At 39.6% G+C, this 18,738-nt stretch carries 30 protein-coding genes; 15 read left to right on the top strand and 15 right to left on the bottom strand.

Translation table 11 applies throughout. The features are described from left to right. Positions 1-137: 137 nt before the first annotated feature. The 14 genes from FD716_RS06080 to FD716_RS06025 form a co-directional block, all read right to left on the bottom strand. A complete protein-coding gene (locus FD716_RS06080; protein ID WP_139851455.1) occupies positions 138-524 on the bottom strand; it encodes a beta-sandwich lipoprotein in 387 nt (128 codons plus the stop codon). Positions 525-670: 146 nt separating this feature from the next. Continuing rightward, positions 671-913: a hypothetical protein gene (locus FD716_RS06075; RefSeq protein WP_139851454.1), complete on the bottom strand. Its 243-nt coding sequence runs from the start codon at positions 911-913 to the stop codon at positions 671-673. A gap of 534 nt (positions 914-1,447) precedes the next feature. Beyond that, entirely contained in the window at positions 1,448-1,750 is a 303-nt protein-coding gene (locus FD716_RS06070; RefSeq protein WP_139851453.1) for a hypothetical protein, read from the bottom strand. A 59-nt stretch (positions 1,751-1,809) separates the two neighbouring features. Next, positions 1,810-2,076 carry a hypothetical protein gene (locus FD716_RS06065; RefSeq protein WP_139851452.1) on the bottom strand — a complete coding sequence of 89 codons (267 nt, stop codon included), beginning with the start codon at positions 2,074-2,076 and terminating at the stop codon, positions 1,810-1,812. Positions 2,077-3,006: 930 nt separating this feature from the next. Further along, positions 3,007-3,516: a hypothetical protein gene (locus tag FD716_RS06060; protein WP_139851451.1), complete on the bottom strand. Its 510-nt coding sequence runs from the start codon at positions 3,514-3,516 to the stop codon at positions 3,007-3,009. A gap of 6 nt (positions 3,517-3,522) precedes the next feature. Next, positions 3,523-3,924, bottom strand: coding sequence for a DUF559 domain-containing protein (locus tag FD716_RS06055; RefSeq protein WP_139851450.1), 402 nt, complete (start codon positions 3,922-3,924; stop codon positions 3,523-3,525). Then, positions 3,925-4,101 (bottom strand): hypothetical protein, encoded by a 177-nt coding sequence (locus FD716_RS18835; RefSeq protein ID WP_171476993.1) that lies wholly within the window; start codon positions 4,099-4,101, stop codon positions 3,925-3,927. It lies immediately after the preceding gene. Positions 4,102-4,185: 84 nt separating this feature from the next. Next, entirely contained in the window at positions 4,186-4,506 is a 321-nt protein-coding gene (locus tag FD716_RS06050; protein ID WP_139851449.1) for a hypothetical protein, read from the bottom strand. Continuing rightward, a complete protein-coding gene (locus FD716_RS06045) occupies positions 4,503-4,811 on the bottom strand; it encodes a hypothetical protein (RefSeq protein WP_139851448.1) in 309 nt (102 codons plus the stop codon). The genes FD716_RS06050 and FD716_RS06045 overlap by 4 nt, the downstream gene beginning before the upstream one ends. Continuing rightward, the gene (locus tag FD716_RS06040; protein WP_139851447.1) at positions 4,808-5,563 is read right to left on the bottom strand and encodes an ATP-binding protein; all 756 of its coding nucleotides are present in this window, start codon (positions 5,561-5,563) and stop codon (positions 4,808-4,810) included. The genes FD716_RS06045 and FD716_RS06040 overlap by 4 nt, the downstream gene beginning before the upstream one ends. After that, on the bottom strand, positions 5,560-6,423 hold the full coding sequence (locus tag FD716_RS06035; protein ID WP_139851446.1) for a replication protein: 864 nt from the start codon (positions 6,421-6,423) through the stop codon (positions 5,560-5,562). Before FD716_RS06035 ends, FD716_RS06040 begins: the two co-directional genes overlap by 4 nt. Further along, positions 6,420-6,725, bottom strand: a complete 306-nt coding sequence (locus FD716_RS18830) for a hypothetical protein (RefSeq protein WP_171476963.1) — start codon at positions 6,723-6,725, stop codon at positions 6,420-6,422. The genes FD716_RS06035 and FD716_RS18830 overlap by 4 nt, the downstream gene beginning before the upstream one ends. A gap of 55 nt (positions 6,726-6,780) precedes the next feature. Next, the gene (locus tag FD716_RS06030) at positions 6,781-7,104 is read right to left on the bottom strand and encodes an XRE family transcriptional regulator (RefSeq protein ID WP_139851445.1); all 324 of its coding nucleotides are present in this window, start codon (positions 7,102-7,104) and stop codon (positions 6,781-6,783) included. After that, complete coding sequence (locus tag FD716_RS06025; protein ID WP_139851444.1) at positions 7,101-7,346, bottom strand: hypothetical protein; 246 nt, start codon at positions 7,344-7,346, stop codon at positions 7,101-7,103. Before FD716_RS06025 ends, FD716_RS06030 begins: the two co-directional genes overlap by 4 nt. Positions 7,347-7,477: 131 nt before the next feature. Between FD716_RS06025 and FD716_RS06020 the strand changes: the two genes are divergently transcribed. The 13 genes from FD716_RS06020 to FD716_RS05960 all read left to right on the top strand — a co-directional run bounded on the left by FD716_RS06020 (position 7,478) and on the right by FD716_RS05960 (position 15,134). Next, the gene (locus FD716_RS06020) at positions 7,478-8,146 is read left to right on the top strand and encodes a LexA family protein (RefSeq protein ID WP_139851443.1); all 669 of its coding nucleotides are present in this window, start codon (positions 7,478-7,480) and stop codon (positions 8,144-8,146) included. 60 nt (positions 8,147-8,206) lie between these two features. Further along, positions 8,207-8,509, top strand: coding sequence for a hypothetical protein (locus tag FD716_RS06015; protein WP_139851442.1), 303 nt, complete (start codon positions 8,207-8,209; stop codon positions 8,507-8,509). Between the two features lie 87 nt (positions 8,510-8,596). Next, complete coding sequence (locus FD716_RS06010; RefSeq protein WP_139851441.1) at positions 8,597-9,415, top strand: HipA family kinase; 819 nt, start codon at positions 8,597-8,599, stop codon at positions 9,413-9,415. A 1-nt stretch (position 9,416) separates the two neighbouring features. Beyond that, positions 9,417-10,250: a hypothetical protein gene (locus FD716_RS06005; protein ID WP_139851440.1), complete on the top strand. Its 834-nt coding sequence runs from the start codon at positions 9,417-9,419 to the stop codon at positions 10,248-10,250. A 398-nt stretch (positions 10,251-10,648) separates the two neighbouring features. Then, positions 10,649-11,086 carry a hypothetical protein gene (locus FD716_RS06000; RefSeq protein WP_139851439.1) on the top strand — a complete coding sequence of 146 codons (438 nt, stop codon included), beginning with the start codon at positions 10,649-10,651 and terminating at the stop codon, positions 11,084-11,086. Beyond that, positions 11,083-11,370 carry a hypothetical protein gene (locus FD716_RS05995; protein WP_139851318.1) on the top strand — a complete coding sequence of 96 codons (288 nt, stop codon included), beginning with the start codon at positions 11,083-11,085 and terminating at the stop codon, positions 11,368-11,370. Before FD716_RS06000 ends, FD716_RS05995 begins: the two co-directional genes overlap by 4 nt. Further along, the gene (locus tag FD716_RS05990; RefSeq protein WP_228714916.1) at positions 11,370-12,059 is read left to right on the top strand and encodes a Sak single strand annealing protein; all 690 of its coding nucleotides are present in this window, start codon (positions 11,370-11,372) and stop codon (positions 12,057-12,059) included. The genes FD716_RS05995 and FD716_RS05990 overlap by 1 nt, the downstream gene beginning before the upstream one ends. Positions 12,060-12,069: 10 nt before the next feature. Next, positions 12,070-13,230 carry a hypothetical protein gene (locus tag FD716_RS05985; RefSeq protein WP_139851437.1) on the top strand — a complete coding sequence of 387 codons (1,161 nt, stop codon included), beginning with the start codon at positions 12,070-12,072 and terminating at the stop codon, positions 13,228-13,230. Continuing rightward, positions 13,227-13,466 carry a hypothetical protein gene (locus FD716_RS05980; RefSeq protein WP_139851436.1) on the top strand — a complete coding sequence of 80 codons (240 nt, stop codon included), beginning with the start codon at positions 13,227-13,229 and terminating at the stop codon, positions 13,464-13,466. The genes FD716_RS05985 and FD716_RS05980 overlap by 4 nt, the downstream gene beginning before the upstream one ends. A 3-nt stretch (positions 13,467-13,469) precedes the next feature. Continuing rightward, positions 13,470-14,069, top strand: coding sequence for an HNH endonuclease signature motif containing protein (locus FD716_RS05975; protein WP_139851435.1), 600 nt, complete (start codon positions 13,470-13,472; stop codon positions 14,067-14,069). Next, a complete protein-coding gene (locus FD716_RS05970; protein ID WP_139851313.1) occupies positions 14,066-14,404 on the top strand; it encodes a hypothetical protein in 339 nt (112 codons plus the stop codon). Before FD716_RS05975 ends, FD716_RS05970 begins: the two co-directional genes overlap by 4 nt. Then, positions 14,404-14,850 carry a hypothetical protein gene (locus FD716_RS05965; protein WP_139851434.1) on the top strand — a complete coding sequence of 149 codons (447 nt, stop codon included), beginning with the start codon at positions 14,404-14,406 and terminating at the stop codon, positions 14,848-14,850. The genes FD716_RS05970 and FD716_RS05965 overlap by 1 nt, the downstream gene beginning before the upstream one ends. Continuing rightward, positions 14,850-15,134 (top strand): pyocin activator PrtN family protein, encoded by a 285-nt coding sequence (locus tag FD716_RS05960; RefSeq protein ID WP_139851433.1) that lies wholly within the window; start codon positions 14,850-14,852, stop codon positions 15,132-15,134. The genes FD716_RS05965 and FD716_RS05960 overlap by 1 nt, the downstream gene beginning before the upstream one ends. A gap of 448 nt (positions 15,135-15,582) precedes the next feature. On the opposite strand, the gene FD716_RS05955 is transcribed toward FD716_RS05960, so the two are convergent. Continuing rightward, positions 15,583-16,563 carry an acyltransferase family protein gene (locus tag FD716_RS05955; protein WP_139851432.1) on the bottom strand — a complete coding sequence of 327 codons (981 nt, stop codon included), beginning with the start codon at positions 16,561-16,563 and terminating at the stop codon, positions 15,583-15,585. 307 nt (positions 16,564-16,870) lie between these two features. Between FD716_RS05955 and FD716_RS05950 the strand changes: the two genes are divergently transcribed. Together FD716_RS05950 and FD716_RS05945 are read left to right on the top strand one after the other, a co-directional pair. Next, positions 16,871-18,076 (top strand): DUF1615 family protein, encoded by a 1,206-nt coding sequence (locus FD716_RS05950; protein ID WP_139853623.1) that lies wholly within the window; start codon positions 16,871-16,873, stop codon positions 18,074-18,076. Continuing rightward, positions 18,043-18,693, top strand: coding sequence for an HAD-IB family hydrolase (locus FD716_RS05945; protein WP_139851431.1), 651 nt, complete (start codon positions 18,043-18,045; stop codon positions 18,691-18,693). The genes FD716_RS05950 and FD716_RS05945 overlap by 34 nt, the downstream gene beginning before the upstream one ends. Positions 18,694-18,738 lie beyond the last annotated feature (45 nt).

Here is an 18,738-nt window from a genome sequence, read left to right as displayed (position 1 = left end):
AAATAAAACATCATAAAATACCAATTAATAGATACTAAATGTATGTTTTAATTAGCAAATAATACCAACATGTTTAAAACATAAATTAATGCATAAGTAATGCCTACTAAAGCAGCAGAAATCTGATGATCTATAGACTACTGAACCTTCAGATCAATATCAGGAATAATAGACTGTGGCTTAAATGCAACCTTGTAGTGATAGGCGCTCACACCTTTGCTAGTCAACTGCTCAGAAAAATAAGTAACATTGTCAGAAATACCAAGGGAGTGTTTTTTATATTCAGAACCACTTGTTTTGCAAGTCACATCGACCTTGCGTTCACTCACGGCATCAAATGAACATTTCCCCTCAATCGTTAAAATGTACTCACCAGTAATGCCATTATAAAAAACAATACGGCGATCTAATTCAAAGTTATCTGCTGCATAAGAAAGGTTTTTCGATGCAACTGCTGCGTCACGCGCACACCCTACAACTGACACTGCACAAATCAAGCCGATTGCCAGCATTTTTATTTTCATCATTTTTTCCTTGGGCGTAAAAAAAGACCCTTTTGGGTCGGTAAAAATATTAGGGGTTTTGTCAAGGATTTAAACTTAAAGAAATTAAATCCCTGACTTGTGGCACTACCCAGATCTGATGTTGGTCTGGTTAGTAGGTATTACCATTAATCAGTAATATCCTGTAGACCTAGATCACAAACAGACTGCAGCAATATCTCCGCTCCATCAGAGTGCTTACTCAAGATAATCTGCATAACCTCACGTCTATCTATAGCGCCATCACCATCAGTGATAATGGAAGATTTTACATAGATAGCGCAATTCGTTTTATCTGCTACATAGCCGACAAGGTGTACGTTTTGCTTGCCGGCTCGTGGCATAAGTCTTATTTCATTTTGAAAGCCCATTATGACTCCTTTTATTGATCAGTAGTTGTTCTAGTAATTAAAACACTGACAGCAATAAATGTCAAATTATCGTTATATTACAAGAACTTAAATCAATTATTGATTTTATGTATTTTTATTTCAAATATGGGCGCTTAGCTACCACAGAAGTTCTATGCTGTGGTCCATAGCTACTCCCTACTTTAAAGAACCACTGAATAGGCACAGTATTCTTTATTTTTCGGTTTCGTCATTCAGTTCAATGCGGGGCATCACTCCCAATTCTGGTTGTTGCTTTCCTACACATCCTATTCACACTCGATGAACTGTGTGGGTTGTGCCCTCTTTCGTGGAGCCTAAACGTGTTTGCTTAAACAGTCTTTAGCTAATCAGCAAACTCTAGATACTGGGTTTGTGCATTTCATTTTCCTTCAGGCAAATAAAAACCCCGCCGTGTAGCGAGGTTAAAGGTATCGAATTCGATAAGTTTAAATGCGATGCAAATAAACAAAAAATAGTAAGACTTTATTCATATCAAACTAAATTAATAATTTTTTAATTAGCCTGATTTACACCAACAAGAAATTGACTACAAACTGAATCTTTAGATGCACTGATGATTTGTTTGTTTGATAAATTAAATTTACTTGCTACCGTTTGATGATCAGCCCGAAGACTATTACCTGTTAAAACACCCAACTGCTTAACCTGTTCTATTGTTAACAATTTGTTATCCACTGCCTGATTTACTGTCACACAAGATGCAACGACTGCATCATAACGAGCAAAAATCTGTGAATAGCTAAAGAATCCTATAAGGCTGCCAATAACCACACCAATTAAAACGGATAATCCCATATGTTTTTATTCACCTTGCTTCTCTTTATGCAGGTAAAATATGGATTTCCATTATAATATTAATTCAAGTTGTCATATGCCCAATTAACAAACAAGTCTTTACTAAAAAAATCGGGAGCACCCTCTAGATCTATAACCACAACATTACCGAACTGCCCAGACACCTTATAGGGCCATTCGTATCTAAAAGATGATTTCGTTCCTAAATTTAATTCAGAGAAAAATCTCACCGCATTTAAACGAGAGTCTCTTTTGTTAACATCCTCTTCTGCTAAAATAAATTCATATATTTGCTGTAATATGCAAAGTGTAAATTTTTTATCCATATGCGTGCCATTTAATGTATATATTTAATATTATGTCGTTAAGTTTAATACATATACACATAATTACAATAAAATAATAGCTAGCCCCCCCTAAAAACTCACACACCCAGCAGAACATAAGTTAGCCACTGCATTATTAATGATCATCCAAACCATCTAGAGTATGCGTGTACATTAAAGACAGAAAAAATCTACCATCTATAAAAGTTAAAAAAAATCTAATTCGGCACGCTTAATTGAAATTTAGACATAAAAAAAGCTGCTTTTTCAAGAAAAAGCAGCTGAAACCAATCACCGATTTCCAAGGAATACGCAGCCAACTTATTGCTGATTATAAACGAGATTACATTGAGTTTAGCGACTAAAAACACCAGTTAATTGTAATACGTAAAAAATAACACATAAAAATAAATTTAAGCAAATAATTTCAATATAATAATATTTTCATTGAGGTAACATCCAAAGCACACATCAATTATTTCAAAAAAGTGACAACTAAGGAGGGGGCCGCTCTATCCAACTGAGCTATGGGTGCATAAAAAAAGCCCAACCCCTTTATAAAAGATTGGACTATAAAGTTTGAGTGAACTTCACTCTGGTAGACGTTATGCCTTATCTACCATGTCGAAAATATTACATATTATGTGATGTTCATCAATAACATATATTTACTTATTTAATACAAAACCACTCAATCGATCAATTAACAATCAATATCTTAGATGTTTAATCAAAACTTTATCTGTTGTAATTAATTCTGAAAATTTAAATACTTTACTGTGCAGCGAGCCATGCATAATTTCTTTATTGTTAGAAGACTACCTGGAACAATTGCACACATTAAAAAACCCCGCAAATGCGAGGCTTATCCAGTGAATTACTATAACTTCGTCCACTATAACAGGAATATGCCATACCCCGTATATTCAGTCAAGCGGGCTGAGCATCCTTATCAATACTCTTGGTGAACTTTTCAATCTGAAAATGCGGGTAACGAGATTTGATGAATGCTAAACCGCATTTAATATCCTGTTGTATTTGGGCTATATATGTATCATTACTCTTTGCAATATCACGAATCGATTCACCCATCACATAATGCCACCAGATCGCCCCGATCCACTCCTGAACCACTTCATCATCCACAGACTGCAGATCAATTAGAAGCTTTTGTATTGCACGCGCTTCGTTATTATCTAATTCGCAACATGTTCCCTTACGGCGCACACATAACCGATCTTTCAAATTTTTATCACCTATATACATAGCGAGTAATTTTTCTCTGTGTTTTTGAGTGATTCGTTTTAGTGGCATGATTTTCACAATTCGCACCATTGTTTCATTGTCACCATTGATCCAAGCACCAAGCTGACGACACCACCCCTCAAAGCTATACTTTTTCCAATCTGTTGCCTGCATAATCGTCACTGCCACATTCATCGTTTCTTACCCCAGAAGTCCATTAATCCCATTAACCGCAAACCCACTCTTAACCTGCTCCGTGCTAAACCGCAGCACTCGATAACCCAGCCCTACAGCCGCGTTATATTTCTCCATATCCCCGATATAACCTTTTGCCCGCGTATGCCTCCCACCTGACCAGATCCCACCCTCAACCTCTACAAGTAACTTGTGGCCAACAATATGAAAATCAGCCCGCCATTTACGATCTACGCAAAACTTAAACTCTTGCTCAAAGCTAACGCCATGTGCTTTCAAGTGCTGTGCGAGAGTAGCTTCACCCTCACTCACCACTCGTTCAGCTTTAACCTGCTTAGGCCGTTTAGCTTTAACCTTAGGCTGCGACTTAATTAACTTTTGATACTCAGCAACCGAAATACTGCTCACTCATTTAGACTCACTGTTACAAAGAACATGCTTGTAAGCATCAACAGGAACCCAGCCCGACCAGTTGCCAAAATTGATTAAAATGTACTGCTGCCCATCTTCTGTTTTTACACCCAGAACTGTGCGATACGGCGCATCAGCAACAGAATCGCATTGAACAATATCTCCGATTTTCATAAGTACCCCAATGCGTGATGTACGCCGTACTGTGATGATGCAAACACGGCGAAGATGATGAGCATGATCATGCAGATCAGGAAGTTATTTGGAGTCATGGCGAACATCGCTATAGCAGTAGCAGCCCGTTAGATAGTGACCACACTTTGTGCACTTAACTCGTATAGTTCGAGCAACACCATCAGCCCTATCAACCACAATGCTTTCAGGTTGATTTCCAGAAGTTTGAGCACCACCCAAAACACACTCCCCATCACGCCCACAGAAAGCCATATAGGCCACTTGCGCGGTTAAATTTCGGTACCCAACCCCACCATCGAAATCAAATAAACGGTCGCCGTGAATGTATTTAAGCTGTGAATAAAAATACTGTTGGGTGAACCATGCTTCGAATTTAGATTTCATCTCTCAATCACCACGCAACTCGGACTAATGTGAATCATCTCTAATACCTCCAGCTGTCCGGAAATTCCGGATAGTTCGATTGCGGTGCGGAGGTCATCCAGTGTTTGAAAAGTATCAAATACGGAAACATACGTTTGAAACCAAACTTGCTTATATGGATTCCACATTTCACAATCACCACCAATTACAGCCTTAAAGTAATATTCAGACGGGTTGATGTGCGTAGCCCCATCAGGCGCACCCTCCAAAATCTCTCTAGCCCTTTCAATTCCACCTACTTTTTGAATTAAATTGTTATTTTTCATGCTGCACCACCCACACGCTGATCACCCCAATTGCACTCAACCACAGTCAATCCATCATGCTGAAAGCGAGACCAGAGACGGTCGCCTAAATCCTTTTCGAGATCGGCAATCGTTAGGTTTGAAATCAGCATTGTTGGCTTACCTGCGTCATAGCGTGCATACAAAACCTTGTGAACCAACTCAAGGCGTTTCTCGCGGTCATGCAATCCGTACTCATCAAGAATCAACAGGTCGTATTGCGTGAAATCATAGATCACTGATTCTTCGGACTGATCTTTTGTGTTCTTGTCCCAAGCCGACATGATCCTCTGTGCTAGTTCTTCACTTGTGATATAGCGAACATACATACCCTTGTTGAGCAACGTCCGCGCCGTAGCGCAACTTAAATGGGTTTTACCCACACCAGTTGAACCAACAAGAATCAAGTTTGATCTACTGCCGCTTATGAATGATTTTGTGTATGTCACACACTGATTGAGTGCATTCGCTTGGCCTTGGTTGTTTGGGTTTACCTTGTAGCTTCTAAATCCTGATTCAGCATGACGTGCTGGAAGCATGGCACCTGAAAAATGTTTTTCACGAACGATGCGATCAACTTCCGCTTGACGTTCGTTATTCGTGGTTTCAACATCAGACACGGCGCACTTGGGGCAGATTTGATATATACCGGCTTGAACTTTTGCGACTTGGTGAATAGCGCAATACGCTTCCACTGCTTGAAAACCTTTTTTGATCAGAGTCATTGCGTTCATGCGAAGTCCTCAGGTATTTCAGTGTGTCCAGCCTGTCCACTGAATTGCGGTTGATTGGCCCATGCTGCATTCACGTTGCGATTTTGGCTTGGTCGTTGTTGTGACTGGAGTTGCTGCTTTGGCGCATAAATCCCTGTGTAATTTCCAATGATCGAAGTTTCCAAGGATTGATTTGCTAGTTCGCCATAACCGTTGAGTTTTTTCAGAACAAGATTCACAGCGTTTTCAGTGAGTGGTTTTTTCAAGCCGTTGCGCATATCAACAAAACTGTTCCACAGATCACGATTTACGTTCACAGGTAACTCAACCAACTTGGCGTCGAATGAGTTTTTAACTTCCTGTTTTTCAGGTTCAGAAACACGCTCACTTTTTTTATTTATTTTTTTAAACTTTGTAGAGTTGTTTTTGATAGTGATACTTTGTGTGTAAAGAATTTTTACTAGCAAAGGTAAAATATTTTTACTAGCGTAGTTAAAATTTTTAACTAGCAGTGGTAAAGATTTTTTACTAGCAATTAATTGATTCCCATCTAGTAAAATATTTTTACTAGGAAAATTAACAACCAATCCGATGCTTGATTCTTCACCAAGTTTGTAGGTATTTCCGTGGAACGTACTTGCCATTTCCACCACCAAACCAACCTTAATTAGCTCACGAACACACTTGATTACGGTTGGTCTAGATTTACCCGTAATCGCTTCAAACTGGGTTAAAGAGATTGAATCCATCTCTTTATTCCAGCCACGTGTTTTACGGCATATAACAAGATACAGCTTGCATGATGCATCTGAGATCTTACCTAAGACCTCGTCAACAAAAGCATTCGGAACCTGAAATGAATTAGGTACAAACTTACTCACTCTGTCACCCCTTGCATTTCAGGTGCAGGCAAACGGCGCCGTGCTTTAAGTTCTGCGGTTGTTGCGCTACGAATTTGATCACGACGAACAAGTTGATCCCAAGCAAGCCAGTAGTGATTGTTCGGCTGATATGCTTCGATTGTGTGTAGCGAGTTGATATCGATGCTGTCTGAGTAGACAACAACGTCACCAGGTAAGAATTCAGCTTCAACGGCGATTAAGCAGGTATTGCACTGCTCTTCTTTAAACGCCGTACATTTGCCCTTACATGGGTGTTGTGGTAAATTTGATTTCATATTCATCTGTACTCCATTTGAATTACCGACCGCTTTTCTGTTCACGCAGGAAAGTGGTTTTTTATTTAAATAAAATTCGCATGTACTCAGGCGAGCTGAATGCATTACTTAAATAAACCCTTGTTGCTTCAGCGATTTCGGGTGAACAAAAAACATCACGCTCACTCACCAGCTTCAATCCTAAAGCAGTAGCAAATGCGCTTATAAACTCAACCTGAGTTAAATTATTACTATCTTTTTTATCGGTCTTCATTCGAGATAGTGTGCTCGCATCTATACCTAGCGATTCCGCCACCATTTTTTGATTACTTGAATCAAGTGTGTGCAATATCAGCGCTTCGTTATTGCGTGCGCTTGCAGACAATTCGATTGATACTTTGCTCATGTTGTTACCTGTGTAACTTCGTTATTGGGATTGGCTTTATCTAAAAGCCACTGTGCCGTAAATTTCCCACCGCTATTGTTAGCTAGGGTGTTGGCATAATTGGTTTCGCCTGTGTATTCGGTTCGAGGGAGATGGCCTTTTTTCTCCATTTTACTCATAGCCATATAGGTGCGCCCTAGTAATAGAGCTGCTTTAGAGCGGCCACCAACAGCATCAAAAGCAAATTTAACGGGGTTTGTCATCTTAAACCGTCTTAAACTAAAAACATAATTTAATTAAACCATAGGTATAAGTTATTAACAACCCTAGGTTGATTTGTTTTTAGAGCTTTTTAATAGATAATTTAAACCAAAGGTTTGATAGTGAAATGAAGATGGAACCCGTTGCAGAAAGAATCCAACTAGCCCTAGATCATGCTGGCCTATCTTGGTCTGGAGCCTCTGTAGGAATTGGCTTGAGTGCTCAAGCAGCTTCAAAGTGGAAAAAGGGTCAGATAGGTAGAGAGACCCTACAAAAACTGAGTGCACTTACTGGTGTAAATTCGGGGTGGTTACTCGATGGAACGGGTGAAATGCTTGTAGTAGGCGATAAAACAAAACTTGATAACAATATCGACCTAACTAAGAAAGTTTTTCTTGATGGCAGACCGGTGCCTGTTATCTCCTGGGTTGCGGCAGGATCATTTTCTCCAACTGAAGTAGTCATTAAAGATGCTGAAGTTGAGGAGTGGCTTCCACCAAATAAGAAGTGTGGTTCAAATGGCTACGGTTTAATTGTTACCGGTGTATCGATGTCGCCCAAGTTTGAAATGAATGACAGAATATATGTAAATCCTGACATTCAAACTTTCGACCTACAGACCGATGACCTGGTTATTGTTTCCTGTTCTGGTGATACGGAAGCGACATTTAAGTGTTTGATCATCGAGGGTGGGAACACATACCTAAAACCCCTAAATCCGAATTGGCCTGAGCAAATCATTAAGCTGACGGAGGATTGTCGACTTGTTGGTAAAGTGGTTGGCCTATATAGAGATATCTAAAATAAACAAGAAACCTCAGTTCGACATAAACCAAAATACTGAATTTGAAGGAAGAGCATAATGATCGCAACACTCAATAAGTCTAAAACCGCACTAACGATTAATCGTCAAGACTTTAAATTGGCGTTAGAAAAAATTGGCGCAGGAATTGATAAACAAATAGCCGCGCTTAAAAAAGCCAAACAGAGCTATGACGCTGCGGAAATGGCAAACGAGGTCATTAGTGAAGCAAATATCTTTGAAGCTATTATTGAGGGCTTTAACGAGGCAGAAGAAACCAATCTAAAACTGGCTGACATCACTAATCTTGAAGTAGCACAAGGATGGATAGATGATTTTTTGGAAAAGTATTCTGGGTTATAAGCTGCCCAGACTTTTTTACTGGCTAGATAAATAAACTATGAACCCGATGCAAGACTTTTGGAAGCTTGGGTGTTTTTTGGGGAACCTATGGATATTAATACTTTCTTATCTGAAAATCTGCTTTACGGAAGAGCGCTGGTAGATTTGCGCTCTAGTAGTAAAGGCTCAAACCCACTATGGACTGGCTTTGTCCTTACGAGTAAAGGCGAAATTCCAGCATATATCAAAAAATGTCGAAACCCTGATGGCTTATTTATCGAAATTATTTGTTCGATTATAGGTTTATCCTTAGGATTACCCATCCCCAAGCCAATTATTGTCCTTGTTGAGCCAAATCATCCGCAAATAGCAGTTGCTCAACCGACATTTTTATACGGCTCTCAAATGTATGATATGCCTTCATTTGAAAGATTTTTAGTTGAGAGTCAATTAGGAGAGGAGTGCATACTCGAGTACACAGGGTTGTCTTCGGTGATTGCTTTTGATGAGCTAATTGCAAATCCTGATAGAAATAATAGTAACATTCTATATGATGGTGAAACATATAGATTCATTGATCATGAAAAGGCTTTTCACCCCAAACAAAATCCTCTAAGCCCTATCAGTGAGTCAAATAGAATTGGAAATATCTCAGATATTGTTCAGCACTACAAAGGTGAAAATGAAGTCTATATCTATAAACTAATGTCAAAAATAAAAAAAGTAATTCAAGATGATATATCCACCCTCTCCTTAAATGAACTTCTTGATGCTTCAAAAGCAAAAGATATTTCACAAGAATATAATTTAATAATCGCGCGCATAAATAATTTTTTGATAAGTCGACATTCCGTATTGGCAACACTTATACAAGATGCTATAACCACACCACCAGAATCTGCTCAACTGAACTTGCTTGGAGGTTAATATGTTTAATAATGATAAATTTCCTCCAGCTCCAAATTTTTATGCTGAGTGGAAGTCAATTTATTTTGAACCAATACCCAACAGTGGTGAGAAAATTACCATTCTTATAGTAATTAAGACTAATGATAAAAAAATAAATGTTTTTGATGCACTTCACCCAACTGTGATTGATAGTCTTTATGGCTCAAAGTCTTCATCGTTTCAAGGTTTAATTAAACTAATTAAGTCTAATATTCTCAAAAATGATGGTTATAGTAACATTGATGGGGTTTCTGGGAGTGTATGGCATAGTGCACTATCTGAAAACCTAAACGGTATTATTAGGCAGGCTCTTTATAAGTCAGCCAGTCTTGGTTCAGCGGCCCTAAAAAGTCTGTTTGATGATGAAGATGCTGGTATTGAAAATGAGCAAGTTGATAAAAGATGGTCTAAGCGGATTAAGACTGCTGTGCTTGATCTAGATTCATCATACGAAAATTCATTTGATTTAAAGATTCCAGTGGGTAGGGATATAAGAATTGCGTGTGGCTTCCACACATCAAGATATACAGCAAAATTTAATGTATGCACCTCTCAAACCATCATTAGAATGAAATCAAACCTAGTTGATTTACAAATACTCGACACTAATAACATTTCATCTAGATATGACTTAATACTACAAATGCCTACAGATGAAGACCTTCAGGTTACCCCTAAAGTCCTGGCGAGAATGAAGGAAAATGTCGAGATGTTGAAGCGTGAAATATCATCTAAATCCAATATAAATATTTTTACCTGCAACAATGAAATTGAAGGAGCTGGCAGAATATTTGAAATGCTTAAAGCTTCTTAAGATTCCGTATCTCTTAATCTAACCCGCCCAGTGCGGGTTTTCTTTTGAAAACAATAAATATGTATATTAATACACTTTAAGGGATATAATTTAGCTCTGAAATCAATCAAATCTCAAACCTAAATATGACCCTCCTAACTTCTCTCCTGCTTGTTGATATCTTGGCCATAGTTGCCACAGTTATCCTTATTCACAAGAAATAAATAATCGAAAAGAGCTAACCCGCCGTGTGCGGGTTTTCTTTTGCTTATTATACTTAAAGTTGAAAAAATACCAACCAAAGGTTTAAATAACTATTGCAACCAATTTAAACTAATGGTTTAATGATCTCACCAAATACAGAAAAGCCCCGATAACTTTAGACGGAGATCGAGGCTTTTCAAAACTGCGAGATCATTATGAACGTAAAAACCAATATCTTCAACTATGCAACGGCGACAGCTGTTTCATGCTCGATAGCGGTAGGTGCATTAGCATTTGCTTATCAGCCTGAATTCACTGGATACAACACACCTGCTCCAGTAGTAAACATTGCCCCTGCTGAATTCTCTATTCAGTCACTTGCAATCACTGGTGCATCAACCGGTACAGCAGTTATCAACCTCGACGACTTCATCCTAAATGTGCAATTCACATTCGAAGCGCATCCAGATAGCTACGGCGTACCAGGTTCTGAATACACGGCAGTCGAAATCACAAGCCTTGACGCAATCAACATCACAACAGTTTCAGGGGACGCCTTCTCTGACTTCACTGACGCAAACGATCACTACAGCATTAACCAGTTGATCACGGCGTATATCGAAAAGAATAGCTTGGTTGAGGTGGCGTCATGAAAAATTATAACTGCCCTACCTGTGGAAAGATCATCCCTGTTGATCGCTCGGCTATCAAGGCTGGTGATGAAGTTACCTTCTGTAAAGTAACAAACAATGCACGATCTACCCGCTTCTCTTCAAAAGAAGGTGTTGTTTCGGATCGCACTGGTGATGTTGTGATTGTGACGCATAAAAAACAAAGCATCCCAATGCATATATCAGATGTAACACCATCTGATGCGCCAAGTCCTTTGACTTATGCGTTTTGCGGTACCTGTGAATGTGCAAAGGAGGCTGCGTAATGCCTACAACCAATCAAACTAATACGGTGCACACACCTGAACTAGAAAATAATTTTACGAAATTATCAAAAATCAATGTCAACAAGCATACCGAAAAGAAAGGCCGTTTCACTTATTTGTCATGGACTTTTGCTGTTAGCGAGGCTATGAAGGCCGATCCTTTAGCGGTTTGGGTATTTAGAGACCCTATGGTTTTTGCTGATAAAACAATGATGGTTCATTGCGATGTAACCATGTTCGGTAAAAGCATCTATATGTTCTTGCCAGTCATGAACAATAGTAATAAGGCTATCGCAAATCCAAATGCTTTTGATGTGAATAGCGCGATGATGCGGTGCTTGGTGAAAGGCATCGCTGCACATGGTTTAGGTCTCTATATCTATGCTGGTGAAGATCTACCAGAAGAAGAAAAGCCACAGGCTCAAATTCAACAAAACATGCAACCACAAGCAAATATTAGACAACAGCAAGGTCAGCAGCAAAAACCAATCGAGCAACGCTATCAAGATGCGCTCAAAGCAATTGCTTCAGCCAGTAAGCCAGGAACATTGGATAGAGCAATTGACACCTTTGGGTCAACTAAGTACGCCGAATCCATTCAACGTGCCTGTGATGCTCGCGCAGATCAGATGGGTTGGTCTGCCCCACCACCGAATCACAGTCAAAACCAAAATCAACTCCATAACTGAGGAATAGAAAATGAATACACCACTTTTAACGCCTCAAGATGCATTTAACGCAATGTTGGCCGGCAAGAACATTCTATGCCGTGCCGTGGGTGAATTGATGGATTTTGATGATATCGAGCAGTTCCCCGCTACCATTTTCGCTAAGACCGGTTACGAGTTTTGCATCAAGATCGAAACCATGGCGCTTGCTGGTATTACATTTACAAAGCCGTTGACGCTTGAAGAAATTCAAGACGAGCAAGATGTTTATGTGATTCAGCCTCATGACTCTATTTATCACTATAAATATCGCCGTACCGCTGCGTTAGATACGGCGATCGAGCGCGGATTTGCTCAGCGTGATGTTGAAAATGCAAAACTTCAATTTAAAGCACTTTGTATTGCACTCGGTCGCAACGCTGGTACTGAGTCATTGGTTGTTCCGGTTGGAACAAATCATGAGAAGCCCAAAGCTACTCGCAAGACTAAAGCTCCTGTTGTGGCTAATAAGAATGTCCAAATTGCAGCATCAAATGATGCTGTAGAAAAGACATCTCAAAGCAGTATCCAAATAACTGCAGTCGATAAAACTGTTATTCAAGAAGATAACCTTGTCACTTTTGATGATGCTAAAAATCAGCTTAGTCATGAAAAGTCATTGCGTGACCGTATTACCGCAGCTTTAACAATTGGTGATCTTGAAGCGCTATTGCCTGAGCTTCAACAGCTTCACGGCGAATCTGGGCACTTGATCATGAGCCAGTATGAAAATCACAAAGAATCATTAAGCATTAGTGAATTAAGACGATTGACACTTGAAGTCGAGGCGGATTTGAGTGCACCGGTTGATGAAGAAGAAATTAAGCGCCTCGAAATATTAGATGACCTACTCGCCCGCGCTGCTATTGCAAAAACACCGGTTGAGGCAAATGCGCTTGTCACATACACACGCAGCTGGACCGAAGAACAGCGTAAACCATTATTGGTTGCAATCAATAAACGGCTCATTGAGCTTGCACCGGCTGATGTTGAAGCACCGCCTACGCTGATGGATCGGATTAAGAGTGCTGTCGATTTAACAACATTGGATGTTTTAGAAGTTGATGTGGGTGCACGTAGTCCCGAAATGCAGCCGAAGTTTATGGCTGAGATTGTGAAGCGCCGCCGTGTGCTTGAGGGTGAAGTTGCATGAGTACCCCTATCGATCTAAATGCGGTTCTATTCGCACAGCTTGAGCGATTGAGCAATCCCGATCTGCGTGGTGAAGATCTCGAAGCTGAGCTGCAGCGTACAGATGCAATTGAAAAAGTAAGTGAGCAGGTAATCAAGAACAATAATATGCGCCTAAGTGCCGCAAAACTTGTTGCTGAATATCGTGGGATTAAAAATATTGATGCTGTGGAAATTCCACAAAATCTAATCGGGTGAATCATGGCCAAAGGTGTAGCAATTAAATACACGCCTGAGCAGTTAGCTTTTATTGAAGCTAACTGTACTTTAGAGCGAAAAGCGTTAGCTGAATTAGTTAACTCAAAATTCAATACAGAACTTGCAGTCGATCAAATTAAAGCACTGTGTACACGTAAGAAATGGAAAACAGGTCGCACCGGTCTTTTTGCTAAAGGTGCTACTTCTTGGAATACTGGCACCAAAGGCCGATGTAAGCCAAATAGTGGAAGCTTTAAAAAGAATCAGGATGCATGGAACCACAAACCTATTGGCTTTGAAAGAATCTGCAGCAAGGATGGGTATGTTTTTATCAAAACCGCAGAGCCAAATACTTTTGAGCTGAAGCATCGTGTCGTATGGGTACAGCACAATGGTCCGGTACCAAGTGATCATGTGGTGGCTTTTAAAAATTTAGATAAAACAGACTGCAGTATTGAGAATCTAGTTTTATTAAGTCGATCTGAGTTAGTTCGATACAACCAGACATTTAGACGATTAGCCACACCATTGAATAACGCATCTTGCATTTTATTAGCCAGGCTTAAAAGCAAAAAACATGCACTGCAAAAGGTGATTTCATGAAAAAGGAGCTCGAAGTAATCAAGGTTATTAATCACCTCCCTGCTGATCTGTGTGCCCCATTCATCCAGTGGATGTTGAATGGTGGCCATGAGCCAAATAGCAAGAAAGGTTGTGTGACTCTAAAGCGTGGCCAGAATGTAGCGAAGATATTTCACGGCGAAGATGTAGAACCAAGTTATGAAATGAATGCTTATTGTGTTGAGCGCTTTGAATTGTTTTCTCGGCAGTACTTTAAGGTCGGCAAAAGTCTTATTGATTCACTTAAAAGCCAGGCGGTAATCACGCTTATCGATGCCCGCCGTGAATTTAATATTAGTTATTTGAGGGTGGCGTGATGGATGTTGAAAAGCTAGAAGATCTTGATAGAAAATTCGAACTGTTTAAAGAAAAAATGGGATCTACGAACCATCCGTTCACAAGAGATACGCTTGATTTTCTAGACAAGCATCGCCCAAACAAGGCCTTCCAGTATTGGGCGCTAGTGATGCTTCAGAGAGAATTGGATCGAGCTCATACCGAAGGTTTGGCATCTCAAATTTGGGATTTAGAAGGCCGTATCAATGAGCTTCTTGGTCGCGGTGCTGCGGTGATCAAAGAGCGTGATGAGTTAAGAGCTAAATCGAACGCTGTGCCGGAGGGTTTTGTATTGGTACCAAAGGAATGCTCAGACAACATGGCCGAGATAATTGCAATCACTGCCAAGGTGTGTGGCGGTATTGCTGGTGATGTTTATGATGCTGTTATAAAGCAAGCAATGATTGAAGCGTTGGAGGTGAAGTGATGGGTGTTGTTAGAAAAATCGACGATCCTTTTGACATAGTATGGCTGCTTCAAATGAAGTATCGCAAACCGGTCGTGAGTCTGGAGGAGTTAATCCCGGATTACTTACCCCACCTAACTTTGGTTCAGGCAAACAAGCGGGCTAACAAATGTAACCTACCTTTCCCTGTATTTAAGTCGGATGGTCGCAACTCGCCTTTTTATGCGCATTTAAGCGATGTTGCATTATGGTTGGTGAGTGTTCAAAATACTGCAAAGAAAGACTGGGTTGCTATGAATGCCTAGGATTGAGATTTAATGAATATCAATGGCGGTTGCACCGTATTTACACCTTGCACCGCCAACAAAAAACTAAACCATTGAATTATAATAACTATTATACATTATCGATCCCACCCGCCATCGGGGCGACCCAAATCTTCCTATCGATTGATCTATCGAATAATTCAGCAATCACGTTGTTTTGGCTCAATTTTCTTAACCTCATTTCTCTTGGTTTAATCTCACACGCATGGCATTGGGTATGTTGTGGTTGCACTTGACTTGCACCACAGTTACAAAGGGGTGCAAATGGAAAATATTATTTAAAATTTCATCTTGGTCAGTCTGAGACCTTGAAAGGACCTGGCTAGTTTAGGTATTTCTAAGCAAAATATCTATTCTTTGGTGCAAGCGAGTTCACTCAACACAACTTTAAGCCCTAACGATCAGAGTATGCTTATATGTGAAAAAATTAAGTTTTAAATTTCACTAGATTCATCAGTACTGAAGAAACGGCTTTTATCAACTTCTCAAACATATCCAGCTTTAACAGTGCACAAGTAATGATTGATAAACATAAACAAAGCAATAAACGCATTAAAAATTGATCGGGAAGCGTCAAGTAACGCGCCAAAGCAATCACGACCAAGCCATGCAACAAATAAACAGCCAAGGTATGTTGTCCTAGATTCACACAGGCATCATTCAACTTCCCTTTGAACAACGTCGTAAGTGCGAGTACCGCCAAAATACCAAGGCTTGAAATTAAAAATACAGATAACCGTGTCACCGTACCAGTCAACGGGTCGACACCGAGTTGTTTAAAACTCAGACTGCCATACAGCCACCCGCTTGCCAAGCCACTGAACTGACTGATTAAAGCAATAATGACCAGCACAATGAATCCGTAAATTGCAGCCTGCTTATTGCCTTTGACAAGCTGTACAATTTGCTTACCATAGACACTACCGATGACAAAAAATGGCAAGAATGTGAAGATGCGACCTATTGAGAATACGTAATTATTGATGGGTGACAGTCCAATCAATACCGACAAAATGATTGAAATCAACACTGGAAAGCCGGTTTTTTTCAGGAGTAGCATCATCAGTGTCCATGCAATCATTCCGCATAAATACCACAAAATCCAATAGGGTCTCATCAACCAAGTCGTGGAAAGTTGATTGCCACTAATCAATGAGTCGAAAACAACATATACGATCTGAAAAGGAATCAACAAAGAACAGAAATAAATGATTTTCTTAAAAAGATCAGTACCCTTAAAAAACATCCCTGAAATAAAAATAAAGGCCGGCATATGAACAAAATAAACAGTGCTCACCAACACTCTATTTACATCATCATTCCAACCAATCATGCGCTCTAGAAAATGGCCAAAAACCACCAGAAAAATTAAAACCCCTTTGCATGTATCTAAATAAGTATCACGCATATCGCTGTTTTTCTAAATAAATATAGCTAATTGTAACTTAGATCCGTATTGATATATGCAGAAGTTTTCCAGTCAAATGTACCGCACAGCATGACGAAGAAAGCCGCCATTTCTGACTTTAAGCGAAAATATTTAGATTGTCTCACAGCCCAAATAGAAGTAACTTTAGTTGAATTACACCCACATTTACAAAAGTTTATAACTGGTTCCAGATTGAGATACATATAAAATCGAACAAAATAATAGAAACAAGCTATAATTTGGCCAATATTTGTCTTCTACTTTTGTTGAGCGCTATTTCGTTCATATGAAACTACTTAAATACAATTCTCTGATGCTTCGTCCCATTTATGCCCTCAGCCTATCTCTAAGCTTAACAGCATGTGGAAATGGTTCTTGGTGGTCTACGGATGATCCTCAGCTCAACACCGAACAAATCACCAGTTTGATTCCAAGTCGTGTAAAAGATCGCGCTTCATGGGCCAAAGACATTGATGCAATTAATAAAGAGCTGAAAATCCCAAACAGCAAAGAGAATATCTGCACCATTATTGCTGTCGTGGACCAAGAGTCTAATTTTGTTGCCAATCCAAATGTCGCAGGCTTGGGCCCTAAAGCTGCCAAAGAAGTAAGCACGCGTTTACAAGAGAAATTTGAAGCAAAACTGGGTGAAACGATTGGTGGACCACTTGCAGATTACTTTCAAGATGTATTGCAAAATCAACCAACTCCTGAAGATAACTATTATAAGCGAATTAGCAAAGTCAAAAATGAGCAACAACTCGATGTACTTTATCGTGAAATCTTTGCTTATATGTCCAAGCATTATCATATCAGTGCATTAACAGGTGCTGCAAAACTTGTGGGCCAAGATTTCTCTGAGAAGATGAATCCGATCACCACCTTAGGCTCAATGCAAGTTCATATTAATTATGCACTTGCCAATAAACGCTCCAGTATCAGCACCAACGAACTACGTGACGAGTTGTACACTCAATATGGTGGATTGTATTATGGTATTCATCGCTTAATGATGTATCCAGCTGCTTATGACAAAGCAATTTATCGTTTTGCGGACTTTAACTCAGGCACTTACTCAAGCCGCAATGCTGCAGTGCAGAAAATGGTGAATAAGCTGATGGACAGTGATCTTAGCTTAGATGGTGATTTTCTCTCGTATGATAAAAATGAAAACCCATTACCTATCGTTTCAACCACTGAAAAAACGATTAACAACCTATTCATTCAAAACAATATTTTAATTACACCAAGACAACTACGTAGCGACTTGAAAAAAGAAAAAGATTTAGACTTTGAGAAAACACAAACTTATATCGCAATCAATAAACTGTATAAAGACAAAGTGGGCAAGGCGCACCCTTATGCGATCATGCCAGAGGTCGTTATTTCAGGCCCTAAACTAAGTCGAGATTACAATACCAATTGGTATGCGAGTCGGGTAAATGGACGGTATGACACATGTATGCATCGCGCCAAGCGTATAAAAACTTAGCCTTATTTGATTTTGATGGCACGCTGTGCAAAAAAGATAGCTTTACTGGATTTATATTTTATGCCCTGTCTAAACGACATATTGTTAAGCAAGGCATAAAAATATTGCCATGGATTCAAGCCTATTACTTAAAAATCTATCCTGCACATGCAATGCGCCCAAAGCTTTTTCATGCCATGTTTGCGGGTGCTACGGCAGCTGATATACAAGCATTGGCAGATGAATATGCAGCAGGACTTTTGTCCCAGCTCAATCATCCCCTATATCAGCAACTGCTAAAACATCAGCAACAAGGTGATGATATTGTTATTATTTCCGCCTCATTAGACTTATATCTTACGCGCTTTTGCCAACTCCTCGATATCGATTTAATTTGTACTGAGACTGAGATTATTGAGCATAAACTCACAGGACGATTCTCTACTCCTGACTGTAGTTCAGCACAAAAACAAATTCGACTTAAACGGAAATATCCGTTAGATCATTATGCAAAAGTTTATGCCTATGGTAATAGCAAAGAAGACTTGGAAATGCTGAGTTTGGCCGATCATCGCTATATGGTTGGAGAGGATCAGCAACTCCCACCAATCCTCAGTCACGCAGGAAAACTTGCTTAAAGACAAATCCAAAGCACAAAAAAGCTCGTCGAAACGAGCTTTTAA

This window comes from Acinetobacter pullicarnis (assembly GCF_006352475.1).
GTDB lineage: Bacteria > Pseudomonadota > Gammaproteobacteria > Pseudomonadales > Moraxellaceae > Acinetobacter > Acinetobacter pullicarnis.
This window is presented reverse-complemented; position numbering and strand designations above follow the sequence as displayed.